The 19890-nt window shown below is 59.2% G+C and carries 22 protein-coding genes; 10 read left to right on the forward strand and 12 right to left on the reverse strand.

The features are described 5' to 3' along the window. A partial coding sequence (locus R6W86_RS14405; protein WP_410330053.1) for a dicarboxylate/amino acid:cation symporter occupies positions 1-626 on the reverse strand: 626 nt, incomplete at its 3' end. Positions 627-706: 80 nt separating this feature from the next. On the opposite strand from R6W86_RS14405, the gene R6W86_RS14410 reads away from it, so the two are divergent. The 4 genes from R6W86_RS14410 to R6W86_RS14425 all read left to right on the forward strand — a co-directional run bounded on the left by R6W86_RS14410 (position 707) and on the right by R6W86_RS14425 (position 5036). Next, complete coding sequence (locus tag R6W86_RS14410) at positions 707-946, forward strand: TIGR02647 family protein (protein WP_410330054.1); 240 nt, start codon at positions 707-709, stop codon at positions 944-946. A 136-nt stretch (positions 947-1082) separates the two neighbouring features. Continuing rightward, positions 1083-1841 carry a TVP38/TMEM64 family protein gene (locus R6W86_RS14415; protein WP_410330055.1) on the forward strand — a complete coding sequence of 253 codons (759 nt, stop codon included), beginning with the start codon at positions 1083-1085 and terminating at the stop codon, positions 1839-1841. Then, positions 1838-4024, forward strand: a complete 2187-nt coding sequence (locus R6W86_RS14420) for a hypothetical protein (protein WP_410330056.1) — start codon at positions 1838-1840, stop codon at positions 4022-4024. The genes R6W86_RS14415 and R6W86_RS14420 overlap by 4 nt, the downstream gene beginning before the upstream one ends. Before the next feature lie 103 nt (positions 4025-4127). Beyond that, complete coding sequence (locus R6W86_RS14425; RefSeq protein ID WP_410330057.1) at positions 4128-5036, forward strand: DMT family transporter; 909 nt, start codon at positions 4128-4130, stop codon at positions 5034-5036. Here the strand turns inward: R6W86_RS14425 and R6W86_RS14430 are convergent. Beyond that, positions 5033-5935, reverse strand: coding sequence for a haloalkane dehalogenase (locus R6W86_RS14430; RefSeq protein ID WP_410330058.1), 903 nt, complete (start codon positions 5933-5935; stop codon positions 5033-5035). The genes R6W86_RS14425 and R6W86_RS14430 overlap by 4 nt on opposite strands. Before the next feature lie 170 nt (positions 5936-6105). Here R6W86_RS14430 and R6W86_RS14435 point away from each other — a divergent pair, with 170 nt between their 5' ends. Further along, on the forward strand, positions 6106-6960 hold the full coding sequence (locus tag R6W86_RS14435; protein ID WP_410330059.1) for a diacylglycerol/lipid kinase family protein: 855 nt from the start codon (positions 6106-6108) through the stop codon (positions 6958-6960). 149 nt (positions 6961-7109) lie between these two features. On the opposite strand, the gene R6W86_RS14440 is transcribed toward R6W86_RS14435, so the two are convergent. Then, complete coding sequence (locus R6W86_RS14440) at positions 7110-8144, reverse strand: GlxA family transcriptional regulator (RefSeq protein WP_410330060.1); 1035 nt, start codon at positions 8142-8144, stop codon at positions 7110-7112. Positions 8145-8264: 120 nt separating this feature from the next. On the opposite strand from R6W86_RS14440, the gene R6W86_RS14445 reads away from it, so the two are divergent. Both R6W86_RS14445 and R6W86_RS14450 read left to right on the forward strand, forming a co-directional pair. Then, complete coding sequence (locus R6W86_RS14445) at positions 8265-9167, forward strand: alpha/beta hydrolase (protein WP_410330061.1); 903 nt, start codon at positions 8265-8267, stop codon at positions 9165-9167. Between the two features lie 85 nt (positions 9168-9252). Beyond that, complete coding sequence (locus R6W86_RS14450) at positions 9253-9477, forward strand: hypothetical protein (protein WP_410330062.1); 225 nt, start codon at positions 9253-9255, stop codon at positions 9475-9477. A 7-nt stretch (positions 9478-9484) separates the two neighbouring features. Here the strand turns inward: R6W86_RS14450 and R6W86_RS14455 are convergent, their stop codons facing one another. Next, complete coding sequence (locus R6W86_RS14455; protein WP_410330063.1) at positions 9485-9997, reverse strand: DUF2244 domain-containing protein; 513 nt, start codon at positions 9995-9997, stop codon at positions 9485-9487. A gap of 90 nt (positions 9998-10087) precedes the next feature. Then, positions 10088-10879: a M48 family metallopeptidase gene (locus R6W86_RS14460; RefSeq protein WP_410330064.1), complete on the reverse strand. Its 792-nt coding sequence runs from the start codon at positions 10877-10879 to the stop codon at positions 10088-10090. Positions 10880-11064: 185 nt separating this feature from the next. On the opposite strand from R6W86_RS14460, the gene R6W86_RS14465 reads away from it, so the two are divergent. Then, positions 11065-11217 (forward strand): hypothetical protein, encoded by a 153-nt coding sequence (locus R6W86_RS14465; protein WP_410330065.1) that lies wholly within the window; start codon positions 11065-11067, stop codon positions 11215-11217. A gap of 5 nt (positions 11218-11222) precedes the next feature. Here R6W86_RS14465 and R6W86_RS14470 read toward each other — a convergent pair whose 3' ends face one another. From R6W86_RS14470 to R6W86_RS14480, 3 genes are all read right to left on the reverse strand, one after another. Then, on the reverse strand, positions 11223-11843 hold the full coding sequence (locus R6W86_RS14470) for a LysE family translocator (RefSeq protein ID WP_410330066.1): 621 nt from the start codon (positions 11841-11843) through the stop codon (positions 11223-11225). Between the two features lie 90 nt (positions 11844-11933). Beyond that, complete coding sequence (locus tag R6W86_RS14475; protein ID WP_410330067.1) at positions 11934-13607, reverse strand: GMC family oxidoreductase; 1674 nt, start codon at positions 13605-13607, stop codon at positions 11934-11936. 38 nt (positions 13608-13645) lie between these two features. Then, positions 13646-15157 carry a CoA-acylating methylmalonate-semialdehyde dehydrogenase gene (locus R6W86_RS14480; protein WP_410330068.1) on the reverse strand — a complete coding sequence of 504 codons (1512 nt, stop codon included), beginning with the start codon at positions 15155-15157 and terminating at the stop codon, positions 13646-13648. Between the two features lie 189 nt (positions 15158-15346). Here R6W86_RS14480 and R6W86_RS14485 point away from each other — a divergent pair, with 189 nt between their 5' ends. Further along, entirely contained in the window at positions 15347-16246 is a 900-nt protein-coding gene (locus R6W86_RS14485; protein ID WP_410330069.1) for a LysR family transcriptional regulator, read from the forward strand. Here the strand turns inward: R6W86_RS14485 and R6W86_RS14490 are convergent. Then, positions 16243-17028: a ZIP family metal transporter gene (locus tag R6W86_RS14490; RefSeq protein WP_410330070.1), complete on the reverse strand. Its 786-nt coding sequence runs from the start codon at positions 17026-17028 to the stop codon at positions 16243-16245. The genes R6W86_RS14485 and R6W86_RS14490 overlap by 4 nt on opposite strands. Before the next feature lie 126 nt (positions 17029-17154). On the opposite strand from R6W86_RS14490, the gene R6W86_RS14495 reads away from it, so the two are divergent. Then, positions 17155-18039, forward strand: a complete 885-nt coding sequence (locus tag R6W86_RS14495) for an alpha/beta fold hydrolase (RefSeq protein ID WP_410330071.1) — start codon at positions 17155-17157, stop codon at positions 18037-18039. Between the two features lie 13 nt (positions 18040-18052). Here the strand turns inward: R6W86_RS14495 and R6W86_RS14500 are convergent, their stop codons facing one another. The 3 genes from R6W86_RS14500 to R6W86_RS14510 all read right to left on the reverse strand — a co-directional run bounded on the left by R6W86_RS14500 (position 18053) and on the right by R6W86_RS14510 (position 19882). Then, entirely contained in the window at positions 18053-18331 is a 279-nt protein-coding gene (locus R6W86_RS14500; RefSeq protein WP_410330072.1) for a SelT/SelW/SelH family protein, read from the reverse strand. Positions 18332-18398: 67 nt separating this feature from the next. Then, positions 18399-18854 carry a hypothetical protein gene (locus R6W86_RS14505; RefSeq protein ID WP_410330073.1) on the reverse strand — a complete coding sequence of 152 codons (456 nt, stop codon included), beginning with the start codon at positions 18852-18854 and terminating at the stop codon, positions 18399-18401. A 47-nt stretch (positions 18855-18901) separates the two neighbouring features. Continuing rightward, positions 18902-19882, reverse strand: coding sequence for a c-type cytochrome (locus tag R6W86_RS14510; protein WP_410330074.1), 981 nt, complete (start codon positions 19880-19882; stop codon positions 18902-18904). Positions 19883-19890 lie beyond the last annotated feature (8 nt).

Consider the following 19890-nt stretch of genomic DNA (forward strand, 5'->3'; position numbering starts at 1 on the left):
GGTCGGGACTTTTCCGGTGCCATGCTGACGAGTGCGATTCCGACGATGATCGAGAAGATCACTACCTGCAGCATCTGGCCCTCCACCATGGCATCCAGGGGATTGCCGGGGAGCAGCCCCAACAGGGTCTGGGGAAGATCCTCGACACTGGGCATCGTGGCATTCACCACCTCGTCAGAGGGTTCCGTCGCTGGCGTGGCCAGCCCGGTCAGCATGCGCCCGGGGTTAATCAGGCCACCAACCCAGAGCCCGATGGAAGCGGCGATGGCGGTGGTGATGACGAAGAAAATGGACACCCGCATGCCGAGCTTGCGCAGCTGTGAAAGATCTTCGCTGGAGGCGAGGCCGCGCACCACCGAGGCAATCACGAGCGGAATGACAATCATCTGTATGGTGGCGAGAAAGAGGTGACCGGGAAATGCCAGCCAGTTACCGATCAATCGGCCCCTTTCCGGCTCGATCAGGCCGACCGAGGGGCCGAGCAGGGTGCCGACCACCAGACCGGTCCCCATCCCGATCAATACTTTGAGCCAGAGTCGTCCCTTCACGAGTCCGGAAAGGTACACGCTCAGGTGTCGAAGTGGCCGCAGGTAATAGTTCGGGAAGTCTTCGCTGTTATTTGTCATGCTGGCTTCGTCCCTGTGCTTGCCAAGTGCTGACCTGAGCCTAGACTGAAGACAGATCAGTCATAAAAAGAGGAAGTCCCATGCCATTCTCGCCGAACCACCTTGCAGAGCTCAATCTGTTACTGCAGTTTCCCTCTACCTCCATGCAGGAGGGCATCAAGGTGCATGCCCATTCCGCTGCGCCGGAAACGGTCCGGGCTGCCGAGAGCCTGTTCGTCAAGGGACTGATCAGCCAGAAGGATGGTGGCTACCTGACACCGATGGGTACCGAGGCGGTTGAGCTGACCCACAAGCTGCAGTCCATGCTTACCAGCAGGTGAGTCCGGGCGGCCCGACGGTACGTACCATCCGAGAGATTACGTCTTTGAGGCCAGCCGCGCTGGCGGGTTACGGTAAAGGCGAACAGAGAAACTTTTCCGCCTGAAATGTCAGCCTTGGCAAGGAGTTGAGTGTTTGGTGGCCGTCTCCGAACCGAAACAACGAGCCAACTGGACCCGATCGCCACTGCTGTGGATGGCAGGCAGTATTGCCGGTGTCGGTCTGATTGTCGGGATCCTGTATGCCCTGGGCGTACACCAGCAGATCGTCGACTTGTTGCGGTGGTTCGATGAGCAGGGTGCCTGGGCGGCGCTTTTCTTTATCGCGATCATGATCGTCGCCATGGTCCTGCTGTTGCCGGGTGTTTTATTGACCACGGGGGCCGGCTTTGTGTTCGGCATCGTTGAGGGCACGGTCTACGTGGTAATCGGCACCACTATCGGGGCCGCGATGGCCTTTTTGATCGCCCGTCATTTTTTTGGCGAATCCGCACACATCTACATCCGCACCCGGGCGAAACTGTCGGTGGTGACTGATGAGATGGCACCGCACGGCTGGAAGATCGTACTGCTGACGCGATTGATCCCGTTTTTCCCGGGAAAGGTATCCAACTATCTGTTCGGGTTGACCAGTTTTTCTTTTCCCGGCTTTGTGGCGGGCACCTTTCTCGGGGTGATTCCTTTCTCACTGCACAACGTATACCTGGGCTCGCTGGCGGCGGACCTCTCCACCCTGGGGGTTCGGGAAAGCGTCCGTACGCCGCTGGAATGGACCATTTACGGTGCTGGCTTTGTCGGTACCGTATTGGCCGTGGTGTTCCTGAACCGACTGGCCAAACGGGCTCTGGCCCGATACCGGATGGAAACAGAACCCATGGGGCAGGAGGATACTGAATGAGCTGGATGAACTGGTTGCCCTGGCGTTACATCATCAAGCGTGTGGCTCGCAAACATGGTTTCCTTGACCCGATTACGCTGCTTGGTAAGTTGCATGGCTTTGCTCAACCTTCCGAGGTGGGCGAGCCTATTGAGTTGTTGCGCGCCGGTGTGGTGTTTCACGCCAGGGGCCTGATCAACAGTCGGGTGATCCAGCACAACCTGGACTGGGTCTGGCCATACTGGGTGGAGCGCCAGTTCGATCCCACCGACACGGCCTTTGTTCCCAGAGCCTTTTCCATAACCCATATCAACCTCACCAACCGGAACTGGACGGCCATCGGTCAGCCGGACGTGGATGAGTTGCCGATCGTCGATCCCCGGGGATTGGTGACCCCATTGTACGATGGCTGGTCTCTTGACGGATGGTTGCTGGCGGAGGACGGGCGCTGCCTGCTCCCTTCCCGCGCAAAACAGGCTCGCCAGTGGCAGGAACTGGTGGATACTCCGGTAGTGGTCACCGAAACGGTCCAGGATGGCCTCAAGTTGACCAGCCGTAGCCGCGTGGCCATCGAGAATGGGCGGCCGGTGTGCAAGTTCACGCTGCAGGCTGAATCGGATGTGAAAGCCTCTTTGGTGTTGTCCCTGCGGCCGGCCAATCCTGAGGGCATCAGCTTTATCCAGCAGGTTCAGCTGGAGGAGGACGGCAACGGCTGGCTGGTAGACGGCACGCAGTCCGTTAAATTTGACCGCACCCCGGAATCGCATCATGTGTCTGATTACAAACAGGGGGACGTTCACATTCACCTCATGGATCGGCAGCAGGAGAGCAAAGGCAAGTGTGACGTGGGGATGGTTACTGCCGCGGCCCTGTTCCCGGTAACGGCCGGGGAGCCCTCGGAACTGACGGTCAGCATTCCCCTCGAGGTGGCTGGCCTGGCGCCGGCGGGACCGGATGCCTGGCACCGGGTCCGGGAGGACACCGTGCGCCTGGAGTGCCCGGATGAAAAATACCAGTTCCTGTATGACGCGGCGGTCACCTCGCTGATCCTGCATTCTCCAAAGGATGTCTATCCGGGGCCCTATACCTACAAACGATTCTGGTTCCGGGACGCGGCCTTCATCATCCATGCACTGTTGAGCGTGGGATTGACCGAAAGGGCCGAGCGGGCGTTGAACCAGTTTCCGGATCGGCAGATGCGGGATGGCTATTTCCGCTCCCAGGAAGGTGAATGGGATGCCAACGGCGAAGTGCTATGGATTCTGGACCGCTTTTGCCAACTGACCGGTCGGGATCTGCCGGAACGCTGGGAAGCCCCGGTGATGAAAGGGGCGCGCTGGATTCAGAAGAAACGGCTCAGCGAAAACGTGAATGCGCCCCACGCCGGACTGCTGCCGGCCGGATTCAGTGCCGAACATCTTGGACCGAACGATTATTATTACTGGGACGACTTCTGGGGCATTGCCGGTCTGAACGCTGCTGCTAATTTGCTGCGGGACCAGGACCGGGAGGCCAGCGAGAGTTTTGGCGCCGGCGCCCGGGAATTCAATCAGGCAGTCGAGCGCAGCCTCGCCATTTGTGAGCAGCGCCTGCAGCGTCCAGGCATGCCGGCGTCACCCTATCGTCGCCTGGATGCCGGAGCCATTGGTTCGCTGGCGGCTGGCTACCCGACCCAGTTGATGAAGCCGGACGATGAGCGCCTGCTGGACTGCGCTGATTTCCTGATCGACAAGTGTTTTGTCCATGGTGCGTTCTATCAGGATATGATTCATTCCGGGCTGAATGCCTATCTTACGTTGCACGTGGCCCAGGTACTGCTCCGTGCTGGTGATCGGCGCCATGTGGAGTTGATGAACGCGGTGGCTGATATGGCATCCTCGACCGGCCAGTGGCCGGAGGCGATCCATCCAGCCACCGGCGGCGGTTGCATGGGAGATGGTCATCATGTCTGGGCGGCCGCCGAGTGGGTGCTGATGATCCGCAACTGCTTTATCCGGGAGGAGGGCAATCGCCTGATCCTTGCCTCGGGAATCCCGGAGCGTTGGCTGGCCCAGGAAAAGCCGATCCGCTTCGGCCCCGCACCAACCCGTTTTGGCGCGGTGACCGTGACTATCGAGCCACGACCCGGTGGCAAGCCCAAAGTGAGCTGGGATGCTGACTGGCATGGTGAGGCTCCGGAGGTAGAGGTTCGTCTTCCCGGGTGACCTCATCTGTACTGGTTGCTCTATCCAGTGCCTGTATCTGTTTTGTTTGTCTGCTAACTTCTAGAGTGTTGCCAATGCAGATACTGGAGACCGGAACCTGACCATGCCCCCCATTTTCTATACCTTCTTTGTCCCGGCACTGTTCGTCTGGCTGTGGAGCACAGGGTTTATCGGTGGCAAGTTCGGACTGCCTTACGCCGAACCGTTCACCATGTTGCTGATCCGGATGTTGCTGACCCTGATCCCGCTGGGCATCCTGGCCCTGGTGCTGAAAGCCCGGTGGCCTGGCTGGCGCGGCGCCAGCCACCTGGCGATTACGGGAATTCTGGTGCATGGCTTTTACCTGGGAGGTGTGTTCTATGCCATAGACCAGGGCATGTCGGCTGGTGTGGTTTCTCTCCTTGTCGGGCTGCAGCCGCTGGTAACGGCGCTGGCGGCGGTGATCTTCCTGAAGGAATCGGTCAGTGTGCGTCAGTGGATTGGTCTTGCCCTCGGTCTGCTCGGTGTCGCGCTGGTGCTGACAGAAAAGCTGGGCGCACCGTCGGCGGAAGTCGGTATTCCGCCCCATACACTGATCTGGGCGTTTCTGGCGCTGCTGGGTATTTCCCTGGGCACGGTCTATCAGAAACGCCACGGAACCAGTGTGGACCTGGTTTCCGGTACGGTGATCCAGTACGCAGCGGCAGGCACCCTGTTCGCGATCGGGGCGTTTACCCTCGAAACCCGCGAGGTGCAGTGGACACTGGAATTCAAGCTGGCTCTGGGCTGGCTGGTATTCGGGCTGTCGGTCAGCGCAATCCTGATCCTGATGTGGCTGATCCGCCGGGGGGCCGCCTCCCAGGTGGCCAGCCTGTTTTATCTCGTACCGCCGGTAACAGCGCTGGAGGCCTATCTCCTGTTCGGTGAACGCCTTGGGCCGTTGGCGATTGCCGGGGGACTTGTCGCCATCACCGGCGTTGCGCTGGTTACTGTGAAGGCTCCGGAAAGAGCCGGAAAAACGGCGACACGTTAATTTCTGTTGCCCTCCGGGCTTTCCAGCAGTTGATTGATGGCCGTTGCGAACGGAACGGGTGAATCCTCCTGCAGAAAGTGGCCACCTTTCAGGGTGGTATGAGGAAGGCCTCTGGCACCTGGAATACGCTTCTGCATGTAACGATCACCGCCACGGGTAATCGGATCTCCGTTGCTGAATACGGTCAGGAACGGTTTTTCCCATTGGTCCAGAACCGTCCAGGCTCTCCGGTTGGCCTCGCTGGCCGGGTCGTCCGAAGTCATCGGTACCAGGCCCGGAAACGCCCTTGCGCCGGCTTTGAACGTTCTGTCGGGAAAGGGTGCGTCGTACGCCCGGCATTCTCCCGCCCCGAGCTTTCGAAAACAGCCCGTATTAACGATTTTCGAGATGGGAAACCACGGACTGTAAAGGGCGAATGTCCGCCAGGCACGGAACACCGGGGGGACTTTCTGGTCACCGGTCGGGAGCATGCCGTTACCGACGACAATGGCACGAAAACGGTCGGGATTTTCTGCCGCCAGACGCAGTCCGATGAGCGAACCCCAGTCCTGGCATACCAGCGTGATATCCCTCAGATCCAGCTTATCGATGAACGCCTGCATCCAGTCCATGTGTTGTTGATAGCTGTAATCCGATACGTTGACCGGCTTGTCGGACTTGCCGAATCCGATCAGATCGGGCGCTATCACGCGATGACCGGCGTCTGTGCAGGGCGGAATCATGTGCCGGTAAAGGTAGGACCAGGACGGTTCCCCGTGCATCATGAGGATCGGGTCTGCACCCGCCGGACCCTCGTCCACATAGTGCATCCGTAGCTCCCCCAATAACAGGTAGTGCGGCTCGAAGGGGTAGTCTGGCAGATTCTCAAAGCGCTCTTCGGGTGTTCTCACGAATTCCATGTTTGTTCCCGGAGATTGTCGTTCTTGTACTGCAACCATTTCACTCGGCTGCGATAAATGCAACACCCTGTCGTGAATCCTTTTTTGCAAACCTTTAATGTCGGAATTCTGCGTATCCGCCGCCGGTTGGTTTAGGGTGGTGGTTCGAGAAACAGAAAAGTGCAGGCATTATGACCCATTGGCTGCTGGCAAATATCGACGCGGGTGATGGTAAGAGAGACCGGGCCTTCTGGCTCAAGCACCTTGCCAGAGCAGGTGTGGAGGCACCGGAATGTCGGGACATCGCTGACGACCGTTGGCCATCCGAAGTCCGCCCGGGAGACGTGGTTATGGTGGCCGGTGGCGATGGTTCAGCGAATTATGGCGCCAGGATCTGCCTTAATAAGCAGGCTGTGCTTGTTGTTTTGCCCTCCGGAACCGCCAACGACTTCGCCCGTAATATCGGGCTCCCTGAAGATCCCGGTGATTTGTGCCGAATCATTAGTCGCGGCTCCCGCCGCCATGTGGACGTTGCCCGTTTTGGCGACCGGGTTTTTCTCAATGTGGCCCATGTCGGGCTGGGAACCATTCCTGCGCGTGAGTCCGGAGGGCCACAAAAACAGTTTTTCGGTCGTTTTACCTACGTGGTTGAACTTCTGCGGCGACTGAACGCCAAGCGCGGTTTTCGGGCCGAGATCCGCTGTGGCAAAGGTTCTGTGCGCGGTCGCTGGCTGTCCATCGCCGTGGCCAACGGCGCCTACTTCGGGGGCGGCCACGAGATTCCCGAGGCGGCACCTGATGACGGGTATGTTGAAGTGATCGCGGTGAAGCCGAGGCCGGTGGCCCAGTTGTTGCTCACATTCGTGATGCTCCGCCTTAATCGAGCGGCTCCCACCCGCACCAGTACGCTGGTTCATCTCAAAGGCACCCACTGTTCTGTACGCACACGCAAGCCCAAAACAGTAACGGCGGATGGGGACATCGCCGGCAAGACGCCATTGGATGTATCCTGCCAGTACCAGGCCCTTCAAGTGATTGCTCCGTAGAGACGATTTGTCACTGACTTTCCATCCGGAAAGCGCAATCATAGCGCCCGGAGTGGCATAAATGACCAGATTGATTGGCAGAAACGTCCAATAGCACCGCTTATCGCACTATCCAACGAGAATTGCCGAGAAGGATCATGGAATGCACGTTATGACTGCATCCACCATGGGCACTCTGTTCCGGCCGGTCGCGGTGTCACATAGCTGAATCGACGACGATACTGCTCCATTGTACAACCCACGGTGCGCTTGAATAATCTCCGGAAGGAGCTGGCGTCCTCATACCCCACGTCCCAGATAATCCGGGCAGTTTGCCTCTGTGTCGACTCCAGCTGATGTTTCGCGGCTTCCACGCGTAGCTGCTGGACGTAGTGCAGTGGTGTTTCACCGGTGGCTTCCTTGAACCGCCGTTTGAATGTCCGGGCACCCAACCCTGCCTTGTCCGCCAAGTCGTCTATGGTCAGGGGTTCTGCATAATGCACTTCTAGCCAGTGCTGGATCTGCTCAATCACCTCGTCCTGGTGTGCCTTGCTGCCGTAAAAGCTCATATAGGGGGTCTGCTCTGAACGGCGGGCATCAATGATCAGCAGCTTGCTGCAGGCCAGGGCCAGGGAGGGCGAGCCCAGCTTTTCCACAAGGTAGAGGCAGAGATCGATGAAGGAGGTTGCACCACCGGCACATATTATCTGCCCGTTGTCGATCAGCAGCTGATCCGCTTCCAGCCGGATGTCCGGATACCGGCGGCGGAATGCGGGCGCGGCGCGCCAGTGCGTTGTCGCAACCTGTTCCGTCAAAAGACCTGCTTCTGCCAAAACAAAGCTGCCGGTGCATACGCTGGCAACGGTCGCACCGCGCCGAAATGCGTCCCGGAGCCACCCATGAAGGGGGGTTGATCGGGCCAGCGACTGATCGATGTGATGATCGCCGAGAACCGCCTCCATTGCTGATCCGACGATCACCAGGTCAGGCTGATAACTGTCACAGGTGGTTGTCGGGGCAATGCTGACTCCGCTGTAGGTGGTCACCGGGGAACCGCCGACCGTCACAATCTGGCAATCGAATCGCTGGTCTGATGTGTTGCCCGGAGACTGATCACAGAAATTCGCGGCCGCGAAAAAATCCATAATCCCGAGAATGCCACTGCCGTGACAGTAGGGAAGGGCAACGACGGCAACTTTGATCATGGTGTGGCCCTTTTCGCATTTAACGTGTCAAATATGACACTCCGATCCCGCAGTGGCAAGTCTTACTCTGGACTTGTGATGAAGGAGGGCATCCTGTCCTCCGGGTAAGGAGGACTTGCCATGACCATTCAGTCTCGTATCAGTACCCGAAATGCGACCCGTGTTAAGGGCCGTGTAGTGTCGCCTGCCAACGGCAAAATTGCCCTGTTGGGAAAGGGCATGAACTGGTTACACCGGGTTTCACCGGCGCTTGCCGGGAACGCAGTGGAACATCTGTTCTTTACCCCCAGTCGCTTGCCTGCACCGAGTCGTTATGAGTTTTTATATGAGGAGGCCGAAGGCTATACCCAGCTTCGGGTTGGCCGCCAGACAATTCCGGTGTACAGCTGGGGATTCGGGCCGACGGTCCTGATGGTCCACGGCTGGTCCGGTGCCGGGATCCAGTTCGGTGCTTTTGTGGGCCTGCTCGTAAAAGCCGGCTATCGCGTTATCGCCTTCGATGCACCCGGTCATGGGCGGGCGCAGGGGCTTCGTACGGACCTGTTCGAAATGTCCGAGGCGGTCTATCGCGTTGCCCACAGCTTTGGCCCTCTCAAGGCTGTTGTTGCCCATTCCATAGGAAGTCTCGCCCTGGCGCGGGCTATGGTGGATGGCGTTCAGGCCGAGCACGTTTTCCTGCTGGCGCCTCCCAGGGACCTGGAATCGGTGGTGGAGGGTTTCGGCCGGACGCTCGGCCTTTCGCCGGAACTGATCGCCGGACACCGTGGGCGTATGGAGCAACGGTTTGGTGAATCTGTCTGGCAGCAATTTTCGTTTGATACGCTGGCACCGGATTTGCCAGGCCGTGCACTCATTTTTGTGGACCGTGACGATCAGCAGACCCCGGTTGGCCAGAGCGAAACGGTTTTTGGCAAGTGGCCGAATGCGCAGATATTCCGCACCCGGGGACTCGGCCATTATCGGCTACTCTGGTATCCACAGGTGGTAGAGCGGGTATATGGTCGGCTATCCGGGGTTGAATGATCAAAAAATGACCTAAGCTTTCAGGTATAGGGCAAGCACAAATGAAGTTCGTGCTCGACGCTGACCGGCCGAACCGGAGGTTCCTATGGAAGATCCGAAAACGGTTATAAAACATGAGCCCCGAAAGAGTTTGATCATTCTTTTCCTGTCGGCGATGTACAGTATCGTAATAGGCATCGTTGTCTTGATTGGCTTGAGCAGCGGCGATACAGACATGGCGGAAGGCGCTGGGTGGATTCTCGTGATTTGCGGTGTTATCAGCCTGGTCTATTACGTCCTCGCGAGAAAACAGACCCCACCTGCGAAATAGCCGCTGTTCAGAGCCATAGCCCGATCTCCGGATCGGGTTGTTTTCGTTCCGTAATAAAACCGAGGGACTCAAGTGTTTCGATCAGTCTCTCCGTATCCTCCACATTAAGAAAACCGCCGAGAGATACACGATGGCCGCGGTGGCTGAGGAATAGCTTGGCCGGTGCGAAGGGATGCACCGGTTCACTCAGCTGCAAGCGGGTGTAGGGTCGCGGCAGACTCCACTGGAGGTTTTTCTGTTTCCGGCCCTTTTCCAGCAGGATCTTGTCTCCCTCCATGGTCAGGATTTCCTTGCGCTGGCAATCGCGGGACGTGACATAGATACCGGCAGCGACGGCAATCAGCTCCAGGCCCGCAAAAGGCAGGATGACCCAGGCGCCTGCGAGCGCCCAGCTGATTCCGATGATGGCCGAGAGTACAACCAGTCCCATCCAGATCCGGACATTGCCTTTCCAGCTCAATGAACGGTTGGGGGTCAGTAGCAGCCGGGTGCCGCCGGGGTGATCCAGTTTTTCAACCATGCCTGATGCCTCGCCATTTCACTTTGGAAATTACGCTGGCTGTTCACTTATTGATCATAGTCAATAATGGTCGGGATGGAGAGGTTGTCTTCACGGATTGCAGTCTGCGGAATCCCCAGACTGGAAAAGCTGGTTCGCCGATTCCATTCGGGCACTCAGATCGGCAATGCGGGTGTCATGGTTGGGATGGGTCGAGAGAAATTCCAGCGGCTGCTCGCCGGAGGCCCGGGCCATATTGCGCCAGAGTTCCACGCTCTGTTCCGGATTGAAGCCGGCGCGGGCCATGATGGTCAGCCCCATCAGATCCGCCTCGGATTCGTGGGCACGACTGAAGGGCAGGGTAATACCCAGTTGGGCGCCAATGCCCAGGGCATTCTGGAGCTGGTCTTCCGCAATGTCGCTTTCGGTGAACAGGCCCACGAGAAACAGGGCCGCCTTGAGACCGAGTTCCTGAGTCAGTCGTTCATTGCCGTGGTCGGCGAGCACATGGGCCACTTCGTGGCCGATCACCGTGGCCAGTTGGGCCGGATTCTCCGCCACCCTGAGCAGGCCGGTATGAACACCGATCTTGCCGCCGGGCAGGGCGAAGGCGTTCGGTGTGTCGTTCGTGAACACCACCACCTCCCAGCTGTCCGGCATGGGTGCGGACGGGTACTGGATAGCGGCCGCTTCAACCAGTTCACCGGCAATACACTGCACCAGACGGTTGGCCCGCGGATCATCCAGCACCGGGTTTTGCTGTTTCATCTGGGCAAAGCTCTGGTGGCCGATGTCGGCCATGACTGCATCAGGCACCAGGGCCAGCTGGTTGCGACCGGTCGGGGATTCCTGGCAGCCAGTGAGCAAGACCAGTGCAAGCAGGCCGAGGACTAGTGGTTTCAAGGCAGTTTTCCTGATGGTTTCAAGAAGCGTGGTCAGGTTTCCAGGCGCTAACGCCGTTCTGGTTTTGCTACGCTACCATAGCTTACTTCAGTGCTCAGCTCTCCGGTAACGACCAGATATTCCAGATCGTGTTGGGCTGATAGACTCTAGCGTCCCGTCTGGTTAATTCGCTGACCTGCTGCGCAGTGATGGGGCCCCTCGACAAATACCGGGCGATCAAGGTAGAGACCGTCGCCGAGGCCATGGTGAACGAAGTGTGCAGTTTGTCGTCGGCGGAGCCGGCAGAGCGCGTGGTTCAGATCCGGGAATACATGGATATTGTTGCCCTGGCCGGTTAATCGGCTTATTTCCCGCTCAGGATTCCTGCCACCAGACGGCCGGCCAGACCAATCAGCACAGCACCAAAAACCCTTTCAAACCAGACTGCCCGTTGCCGGAGTGCATCCAGCCATCGAGGGTTGGAGAACAACCAGGCCACGATCAGGTACCAGCTGGTGTCAATGATCAGGGCCGTGGCGGCATAGCCGAACTTGGCCAAAAGACTGGTGTCGGTGCCCACTACCTGACTGAACAGCGCCAGGAAGAAGACGGCGATTTTGGGATTGAAGAACGCAATCAGGAAGCCGTCCCGAGCTGCGCTTTTGGTGGTTGGGGCATCGGGCAACTCTTCGTTTTCCTGACGCTTTGCCATCAGCCCCTTGACCCCGAGCCAGGCGAGGTAACCGGCACCGCCCCACTGCAACACTGAGAACGCGGCAGGCGAGGCGGTAATGATAGCAGCGAGTCCGAGGATGCTCAGAAAAGCATAGATCCCGACGCCGACACCGTGTGACAAAGCCGTGACAATCCCGTTACGGCGGCCACCGGTCAGGGTCTGCTTGAGCACCAGGGCCAAAGAGGGGCCCGGGGACATGGCACCCAGCACGCAGATGGTCACAACAGTGAGCCAGGTAGCGAGGGTCATGGCAGATTGGTCCTTTGCAACTAAAACAGGCTGCCAAGTCTAGCAGCCTGTCGTCGTTAAAAAACCTTCAGAATGCAACTGGTTGCATGGCTATTCGCCGGCCAGAATCCAACGTGCTGCCTTTTCCGCGATCATCAGGGTGGGGGAGTTGGTGTTGCCGCTGGTAATGGTGGGCATGACCCCCGCATCTACGACACGCAGCCCGGCAACGCCCCGAACCCGCAGGTGCGGGTCCACCACCGCCAGGTCGTCATCCGGTCTCCCCATGCGGGTGGTGCCTACCGGATGGAAAATAGTGGTGCCGATATCACCGGCCAGTTTGGTCAGCTCATCATCGGTCTGGTATTGCATGCCGGGTTTGTACTCCTCCGGCTGATACCTTGCGAAGGCGGGCTGCTCGGCAATGCGTCGGGTTACCCGGAGAGAGTCCGCAGCCACCTTTCGGTCCTCCGGCGTGCTCAGATAATTAGGTGCAATGGCCGGAGCCTGCCTGGGGTCCCTGTTACGAATACGCACGGTCCCGCGACTGGTCGGATTCAGGTTGCACACGCTGGCGGTGATTGCCGGGAAATTGTGCAGCGGCTGACCGAAGGCGTCCAGGCTCAGGGGCTGGACGTGGTACTCAATGTTGGCATGCCGGTATTCCTCCGAACTGCGGGTGAACAGGCACAGCTGTGACGGCGCCATACTCATGGGGCCGGAACGGGAGATCAGGTATTCCAGGCCGATGCGCGCCTTGCCGACCATTGAGTTGACCATGGTGTTGAGGGTATTGGCGCCTTTTACTCTGTAAACAGACCGGATCTGCAGGTGATCCTGAAGGTTCTCGCCCACGCCGGGCAGATCGTGGACCACTGGAATGCCGTGCTCTGTGAGCAGGTCTGCAGGACCGATGCCTGAGAGTTGCAACAGTTGGGGCGAGCAGATAGCGCCGGCCGAGAGGATAACTTCCCGCTCTGCCCGTGCCTGTATCTCTCCCTCTCCGGGACGCTCGACGCGAACACCGGTGCAGCGGGGGTGGGATCCGGCGGTTTCGGTTTCCAGCCCAAGCACATGGGTTGAATGCCAGAGCGTCAGGTTGGGTCGCCTCTCCGCTTCCCTGAGGAAAGCTTTGGAGGTGTTCCAACGCCAGCCCGAACGCTGGTTCACCTCGAAGTAGTCGACACCCTCATTGTCACCCCGGTTGAAGTCCCTGGTCCGGGGAATGCCTGCTTCCACGCAAGCTGTGGCGAAGTCCTCCAGAACCTTCCACTTCAGTCGCTGGTGTTCCACCCGCCATTCGCCACCGCTGCCGTGGTATTTCCGGTGGTCTTCGTCGGCATCCCCGCCGTCATCCAGTCGGTAGTGGTCTTCATGGCGCATGAAGTCCGGCAGGCAGTTGTCCCAGGTCCAGGCATTTTCTCCGGTAACTTCAGCCCACTGGTCATAGTCCCGGGCCTGACCCCGAATGTAGAGCATGCCATTGATACTGGAACAGCCCCCCAGGGTTTTGCCGCGTGGGTAAATGAGGGACCGGCCATTCAGTCCGGGATCCGGGTCTGTGCGGAAGCGCCAGTCCGTGCGCGGGTTGTCGATGCAGTAGAGATACCCCACGGGGATATGAATCCAGTGGTAGTTGTCGCGGCCACCGGCCTCGATGAGCAGTACCCGGTTGTCCGGATCCGCGCTGAGGCGGTTGGCCAGCAAACAGCCGGCGGTGCCGGCTCCCACGATGATGTAATCGAAACTCTGCGCGTGCCACTGTGCCTTGTTGTTGTCGGACATGGCGTTCTCCCGCTCCATAATTTTCTTGCCTGCGTCACTTACTTGGCGGTCGGCATCACAAATTCGGCCCCGTGTTCGATGGACTCGGACCAGCGCTGCATGATGGACTTCTGGCGGGTATAAAACTTCACGCCTTCTTCGCCGTAAGCGTGGGTGTCGCCGAACAGTGAGCGTTTCCAGCCGCCGAAGCCGTGCCATGCCATGGGCACCGGGATGGGGACGTTGATGCCCACCATGCCGACCTGGATGCGGCGGCCAAACTCCCGTGCCACATGACCACTCTCGGTGAAGCAACTGACGCCATTGCCGTACTCATGGTCGTTGATCAGCTGGATGGCAGTGGCGATGTCCGGAACCCGGACACAGACCAGCACCGGGCCGAAGATTTCTTCGCGGTAGATGGTCATCTCGGGCGTGACGTTGTCGAAAAGGGTGCCGCCCATCCAGAAACCGTTCTCGCAGCCCTCGCCGGTGGAAGAGGCATCGAATTCGCGACCGTCGACGATCAGTTCAGCGCCTTCGGCAACGCCTTTATCAATGTAGCCGGTGATGCGCTGATGAGCCGCGGCCGTCACGATCGGGCCCATTTCGGCATCCAGTTCCTCGCCGTTCTTGACCTTCAGGGAGCGGGCCCGTTCGGCCAGTTGCGGCAAGATCCTATCTGCCACATCGCCCACCAGAACGGCCACACTGATGGCCATGCAGCGTTCGCCGGCGCTGCCATAGGCGGCACCGATCAGGGCATCAACCGCCTTGTCGAGATCGGCGTCGGGCATGACCACCATGTGGTTCTTGGCGCCACCGAGGGCCTGGATGCGCTTGCCATGCTTCGCGCCCTTCTCGTAAAGGAGGTTGGCAATTGGCGTGGAGCCCACAAAACTAAGTGCCTGTACATCCGGGTGTTCGATCAGGGCTTCGACGGCGTCCTTGTCACCCTGAACCACGTTGAAAACGCCGTCTGGCAGGCCGGCCTGTTTGAGCAGATCGGCGATCATCAGTGACGCGCTCGGATCCAGCGGGCTGGGCTTCAATACAAAGGTGTTGCCGGCAGCGATTGCCACCGGGAACATCCACATCGGCACCATGGCCGGGAAGTTGAACGGAGTGACGCCAGCCACCACGCCCAGGGGCTGCCGGGTGGTCCAGTTGTCGATGCCGGTGCTGACCTGCTCGGTATAGTCGCCTTTCAGCAGCTGGGGAATGCCGCAGGCAAACTCCACAATATCGATACCCCGGCTGACTTCACCCTGTGCGTCGGTAAAGACCTTGCCATGTTCGGCTGTAATGGCGCGTGCCAGGTCATCCTTGTGCCTGTTCAGCAGCTCCAGAAACTTGAACATCACCCGAGCCCGACGGATCGGTGGGGTATCCGCCCAGGCCGGGAACGCGGCATTGGCGACGGCAACGGCGGTATCCACATCCTCGCGATTGGCTAGAGAAACCCGGCCGGTTACCTGGCCTTTGGCCGGATTGAATACGTCCTGGGCCTGGCCGGAAGTGCCAGATGATATTTTGCCATTAATATAATGCTGAATGGTTGCGTGAGTCATGGGAAAGCCCTTTGTTGTTGCATTGAACCGCTGACAATCTCCCAAATCGGGCGTGTGAAGCCCGAATGGCTGGCGTCTGTTTGATATTCGATCAATCAGGCTAGAGCGGATCGGAGCCCGGATCAATTGAGATTTTCAAAACCTTGATATAACGTTCTCTTATATCATATGAGAGGAGCGGGGTTTTCCATGCACCTATTACAGAGCCTTCGGGCGTTCGTAACTGTCGCCCGTGAAGGCAGCGTTTCCCGCGCGGCCGAGCGTCTGCACCTGACCCAGCCGGCGGTCAGTCTCAAGCTCAAACAGCTGCAGGACCAACTCGATCTGAAACTGTTTCTGCGCAAGCCCCAAGGGCTGATGCTCACCCCGGATGGCCAGGCGCTGTTGCCTTCGGCGGAGAAAGCTTTGGCTGCGATGGCAGCATTCGAGCAGAGCGCCCGGGCCCTCCACAGCACGCTAAGGGGGCGGCTCAAGATCGGCACCATTGTCGATCCGGAGTTCATCCGTCTTGGTGCGTTCCTGCATCGGCTGGTTGAGCGGGCGCCACAACTGGAGACCGAACTGAGGCAGGGTATGAGCGGCAGTGTGCTGGACCAGGTCCGGGATGGCCGGCTGGATGTCGGTTTTTTCCTGGCTCCCCCGGGGGTTGGTCCCGGGGCATCAGTTCCGGAAGTTGCGCACCGGGAGCTGGCCCAGTTTCAGTACTACGTGGTTGCCCCCGCCGGCTGGGGCAACAGGGTGGCTTCTCCCGAGTGGGAGGCGTTGGCCACTATGCCGTGGATCGTTACGCCCGAGGATTCGGTCCACCACCGGTTGCTCCGCAGCACACTTGGGCCTTTGGGGCTCACGCCACACGGTGTCGCGCAAGTGGACCAGGAAGCCTGCATGCTGGACCTGGTTCGGGCGGGAGTGGGTCTGAGCCTCGCGCGGGATGCCCTGGCCATGGCCGAGCGTCAGGAACGGGGCCTGGTTGTGGTGGAGGGCGTGCATTTGCCCTGTGCCCTGAGCTTTATCTGGCAGCGGGATCGTGAGGGCGAGCCTCTGATTGCCGAGGCGCTTGAGGCGCTGGCCGGGGTCTGGGGGCACTAGCCCAGGGTGGCATCCAGGAACATCATGACCACGAAACCGGCCAGCAGGCAGAACGTGGACATGATTTTCCACTGCCGGTGATGGGTCTCCGGGATGATCTCGTTGCTGATGATGAACAGCATGGCGCCGGCGGCAAACCCCAGGGTCCAGGGCATGATAGGTTCGGCCAGCCAAACCAGAGTGGCTCCGAAGAGTCCGCCAATGGGTTCTGCCAGGCCGGTCATCAGGGCAACCCCGAAGGCCTTGATTCGGGAGTAATCAATAGCGAGCAGCGAAAAGGCCACCGCCAGTCCTTCGGGGATGTTCTGCATACCGATGCCGGTGGCCAGGACATAACCATTACGGACATCCCCGCCAGCAAAACCGACGCCGACTGCCATGCCCTCTGGAAAGTTGTGCAGGGTTATGGCGATGATGAATAACCAGATGCCGCGGATGTAGGAAGCGTCGGGGCCTTCCCTCCCGAGTTCGAAGTGCTGGTGCGGCAATTTCTGATGGACATAGAGCAGGGCGCCGGCTCCACAAAGCACGCCAACGATGACGATAAGGGCCGCCACCGAGTCGTGGCCGGTGATCGCCTTGCCGTATTCCAATCCCGGAAGGAGCAGGGAGAAGAAGGAGGCGGCGAGCATCACGCCAGCGGCTGCAGCGAGCATCCCGTCCTGGAGTTTGTGGGTGACCGTCTTGACCAGGAAGATCGCCAGGGCACCCACGCCTGTGGCGAGTCCGGCAAAGAGGCTGGCAAGGGTCCCAAGCCAGACAATACTGAAGTCAGCGGACATTCGCGCTCCTTTCGACTATCGGTGTGAGCATGGCACTCCGTGGCCCTTGGCTAATGGTCGTATGGCGCAGGTCGGTTAGCCTGAGTCATAACCACTCTGACAGAACAATCAAAACGGGGAAATACCATGAAGTTTGCCGAGCCGTTCGAATACCGCCAGGTTAATGCCGGAGGTATAACCATCAACGTTGCCCACGCCGGCTCCGGGCGGCCCCTGCTGCTTCTTCATGGATACCCGCAGAACCATCTGATGTGGCACAAGGTCGCCCTGGAACTTGCGGGAGAATTTCACGTAATCTGTTGTGATCTCAGAGGGTACGGGGACAGTGACAAACCGGATTCCGATTCAGAGCACCTCGCGTACAGCAAGCGACAGATGGCCGTCGACATGGTGGCGGTCATGGGGGCATTCGGGCATGAGCAATTCAGCGTGGTGGGCCACGATCGTGGTGCAAGGGTGGCCCATCGCCTCTGTCTGGATTTTCCGGATAGAGTCGATCGGGCCTGCGTTATGGATATCGCGCCCACTCTGCACATGTTCGAGCATACGGACCAGAACTTCGCGACTGGCTATTATCACTGGTTCTTTCTGATCCAGCCGGATGGCCTGCCGGAGCACATGATCGGTCTCGATCCGGACTACTATCTGAGAGAGAAGCTCAGGCGATGGTCAGCGCCGGGGGCGGAATTCGATCCCGGGGCGGTTGCGGACTATATTCGGTGCTTCTCGGCACCCGAGACAATCCACGCCAGCTGTGAGGATTACCGGGCAGCGGCGACCGTTGACCTGGACCATGATCGGGCTGACCGGGACGCGGGGCGCAAAGTGGTCTGTCCGCTGTTGGTGCTTTGGGGGAAGAAGGGGTTCGTGAACCGCACCTACGACGTGCTGTCAGTGTGGCGCGATTACGGTTCAAACGTGCAAGGCAAGGCGCTTGAGTGCGGCCATTTTCTGCCTGAAGAGGCGCCGGAGCCCGTCATTGACGAACTCCGGCGATTTATGACGGCTTGAGTGGGCGGTTGTCTCAGCTCTCTCTATCCGAGTGGCCAAGCGCTCGGTCCGGTGCTATCTGATCCCGAACCAACTGCTTCAGTTCCTTGATGTCGGGAAACCCGCCGTTGTCCTTCCGGGACCAGATACGGGTGCCATTCACCCGCACCTCGAAGATGCCGCCGGTCCCGGGATGGAGGCTGAGTTCGCCGATCTCGGCCTCGAAGGTGGTCAACAGCTCCTGGGCCATCCAGGCGGAACGCAAAAGCCAGCGGCAGCCGGCGCAGTAGTAGATATCCACTTTATGGGTCATAGGGAGCTTCGGAACTCCTCGTATTGATCGTTCAGTCGATTTTACAGGCGTCGGAGCAGCTCCAGGTCTAATTCGTCCCATGCGTCGGGTACACCGAAGGTGCGAGGGTCGGTTCGCAGCCGATCACGTCCTTCGCTTGTTTGTGGGCGTGCAGGTACCAGCGTTTTCCGGCATTGGTGAAGGTGTCGTGTTTCACTTCGAAGACAGCTGTGCTAACCGTCGCGGGAATCGGGGTGCCGTCGGCATGCCGGTAGACGCAGCTGGTCTCCAGGTGGAGCGCCGTGGCGATGGGGAGCTCGATGAAACCGTCCTCCCTGGCCAATGGGGCCTGGCCATTGACGGACACGACTTTCAGGCAGGGGCCGAAATGGAATTTGTCGAGATCTTTTATGTACTCCTTCAGACAGTGTTGGGTGCTGAGGAGTACGGTGCCCGGAGGAATATCGCCTTCTGTTGCGGGTGGCAGCGACTGACAGCCGCTCAGAATCAAAAGCGTCGAGAGGAAAGGCAGTATGCGTGGCATGATGGTCTCCTTGCCTGTGCCTTTCCTCCCGGAACGCCCGTAGGACCTTACTCGAAGGTCCTGGGCCGTAGGACGTCGGGTTTCAGGAAAGGCTTGTCGCCGGTGTTGTCGTGATCGCCCAGTAACTTTCCGTTGACTACTGTTCCATAGTTCGTGTGCTTGTGGAAGTTAAGGTACTTCTCACGGGTCTCTTTCACATCACCGGTATAACGCGGATCCTGTGGACGTTCCTGGGAGTTGATGTAGTTGGCAACCTGCCAGGCTTCATCGTCGGTCAGTGACCCGGGCTGCCCCAGCGGCATGTTGTTCTTGATGAACGAGGCCGCGGTGAAAACCCGGGTCATGCCGGCGCCCCAATTGTAGGAACCATCACCCCACAGCGGCGGGAACACAACCTGGCCATCCTTTTTCCGGCCCTGTCCATCGTTGCCATGGCAAACCGCGCAATTCTCGGCATAGACCTGTTGGCCGCGCTCATAGTCCAGCTCGGGCTTCGTTTTACCCAGGTGGCTGAAGCCGCGACCGCCAATGTTCTTTTCGTACACCGGGGCGTCCTTCGCAAGCCACTGGTGGTAGGCCATCATCGCCAGCATATCGTCACTGCCATAGGCGGGAGGCTTGCCATTCATGGAGAACGAGAAACAGCCGGCAATCCGCTCTTCCAGGGAGTTTACGTGCTGGTTCTTGCCCCGGAAATCCGGCAGCGTGGTGGCGGCCGGCCACACCGGTCCGGACCAGTTCATGCGCCCCTCGCCCATGTGGCAGGATTTGCAGTTCAAGTCATTGAACACGTACTTGCCACGGTACTGCTGGGTATTCATGAACATGTCCCGGCCCTTGAGGATGACCTTTTTCAGTTCCGGATGGATGTTGTCGTCGTTCTTCAGGTCCTCAACGGTCGGGGCGCTGTGAACGTATTGACCTTCCTTGAATTCCGGCAGGTTGACCGGAACTTCAGGCTGCGCGAGGACTGCGGGGCTCGCAACCAGCAGGCCGGCGAGCAGGGAAATCGTAGGTTTCATTTTCATGGCTCTGC

Origin of the sequence: Marinobacter sp. (genome assembly GCF_046484525.1) — a bacterium.
Lineage (GTDB): Bacteria > Pseudomonadota > Gammaproteobacteria > Pseudomonadales > Oleiphilaceae > Marinobacter.

Excerpts from the sequence above, each read along its gene's own strand:
- R6W86_RS14505 (WP_410330073.1), bottom strand. The coding sequence starts at position 18,854 with ATGCCACGCATACTGCCTTTCCTCTCGACGCTTTTGATTCTGAGCGGC.
- R6W86_RS14435 (WP_410330059.1), top strand. The coding sequence starts at position 6,106 with ATGACCCATTGGCTGCTGGCAAATATCGACGCGGGTGATGGTAAGAGA.
- R6W86_RS14500 (WP_410330072.1), bottom strand. The coding sequence starts at position 18,331 with ATGACCCATAAAGTGGATATCTACTACTGCGCCGGCTGCCGCTGGCTT.
- R6W86_RS14475 (WP_410330067.1), bottom strand. The coding sequence starts at position 13,607 with ATGTCCGACAACAACAAGGCACAGTGGCACGCGCAGAGTTTCGATTAC.
- R6W86_RS14455 (WP_410330063.1), bottom strand. The coding sequence starts at position 9,997 with ATGGTTGAAAAACTGGATCACCCCGGCGGCACCCGGCTGCTACTGACC.
- R6W86_RS14440 (WP_410330060.1), bottom strand. The coding sequence starts at position 8,144 with ATGATCAAAGTTGCCGTCGTTGCCCTTCCCTACTGTCACGGCAGTGGC.
- R6W86_RS14470 (WP_410330066.1), bottom strand. The coding sequence starts at position 11,843 with ATGACCCTCGCTACCTGGCTCACTGTTGTGACCATCTGCGTGCTGGGT.
- R6W86_RS14430 (WP_410330058.1), bottom strand. The coding sequence starts at position 5,935 with ATGGAATTCGTGAGAACACCCGAAGAGCGCTTTGAGAATCTGCCAGAC.
- R6W86_RS14445 (WP_410330061.1), top strand. The coding sequence starts at position 8,265 with ATGACCATTCAGTCTCGTATCAGTACCCGAAATGCGACCCGTGTTAAG.
- R6W86_RS14480 (WP_410330068.1), bottom strand. The coding sequence starts at position 15,157 with ATGACTCACGCAACCATTCAGCATTATATTAATGGCAAAATATCATCT.
- R6W86_RS14425 (WP_410330057.1), top strand. The coding sequence starts at position 4,128 with ATGCCCCCCATTTTCTATACCTTCTTTGTCCCGGCACTGTTCGTCTGG.
- R6W86_RS14510 (WP_410330074.1), bottom strand. The coding sequence starts at position 19,882 with ATGAAAATGAAACCTACGATTTCCCTGCTCGCCGGCCTGCTGGTTGCG.
- R6W86_RS14490 (WP_410330070.1), bottom strand. The coding sequence starts at position 17,028 with ATGTCCGCTGACTTCAGTATTGTCTGGCTTGGGACCCTTGCCAGCCTC.
- R6W86_RS14485 (WP_410330069.1), top strand. The coding sequence starts at position 15,347 with ATGCACCTATTACAGAGCCTTCGGGCGTTCGTAACTGTCGCCCGTGAA.
- R6W86_RS14410 (WP_410330054.1), top strand. The coding sequence starts at position 707 with ATGCCATTCTCGCCGAACCACCTTGCAGAGCTCAATCTGTTACTGCAG.
- R6W86_RS14450 (WP_410330062.1), top strand. The coding sequence starts at position 9,253 with ATGGAAGATCCGAAAACGGTTATAAAACATGAGCCCCGAAAGAGTTTG.
- R6W86_RS14495 (WP_410330071.1), top strand. The coding sequence starts at position 17,155 with ATGAAGTTTGCCGAGCCGTTCGAATACCGCCAGGTTAATGCCGGAGGT.
- R6W86_RS14420 (WP_410330056.1), top strand. The coding sequence starts at position 1,838 with ATGAGCTGGATGAACTGGTTGCCCTGGCGTTACATCATCAAGCGTGTG.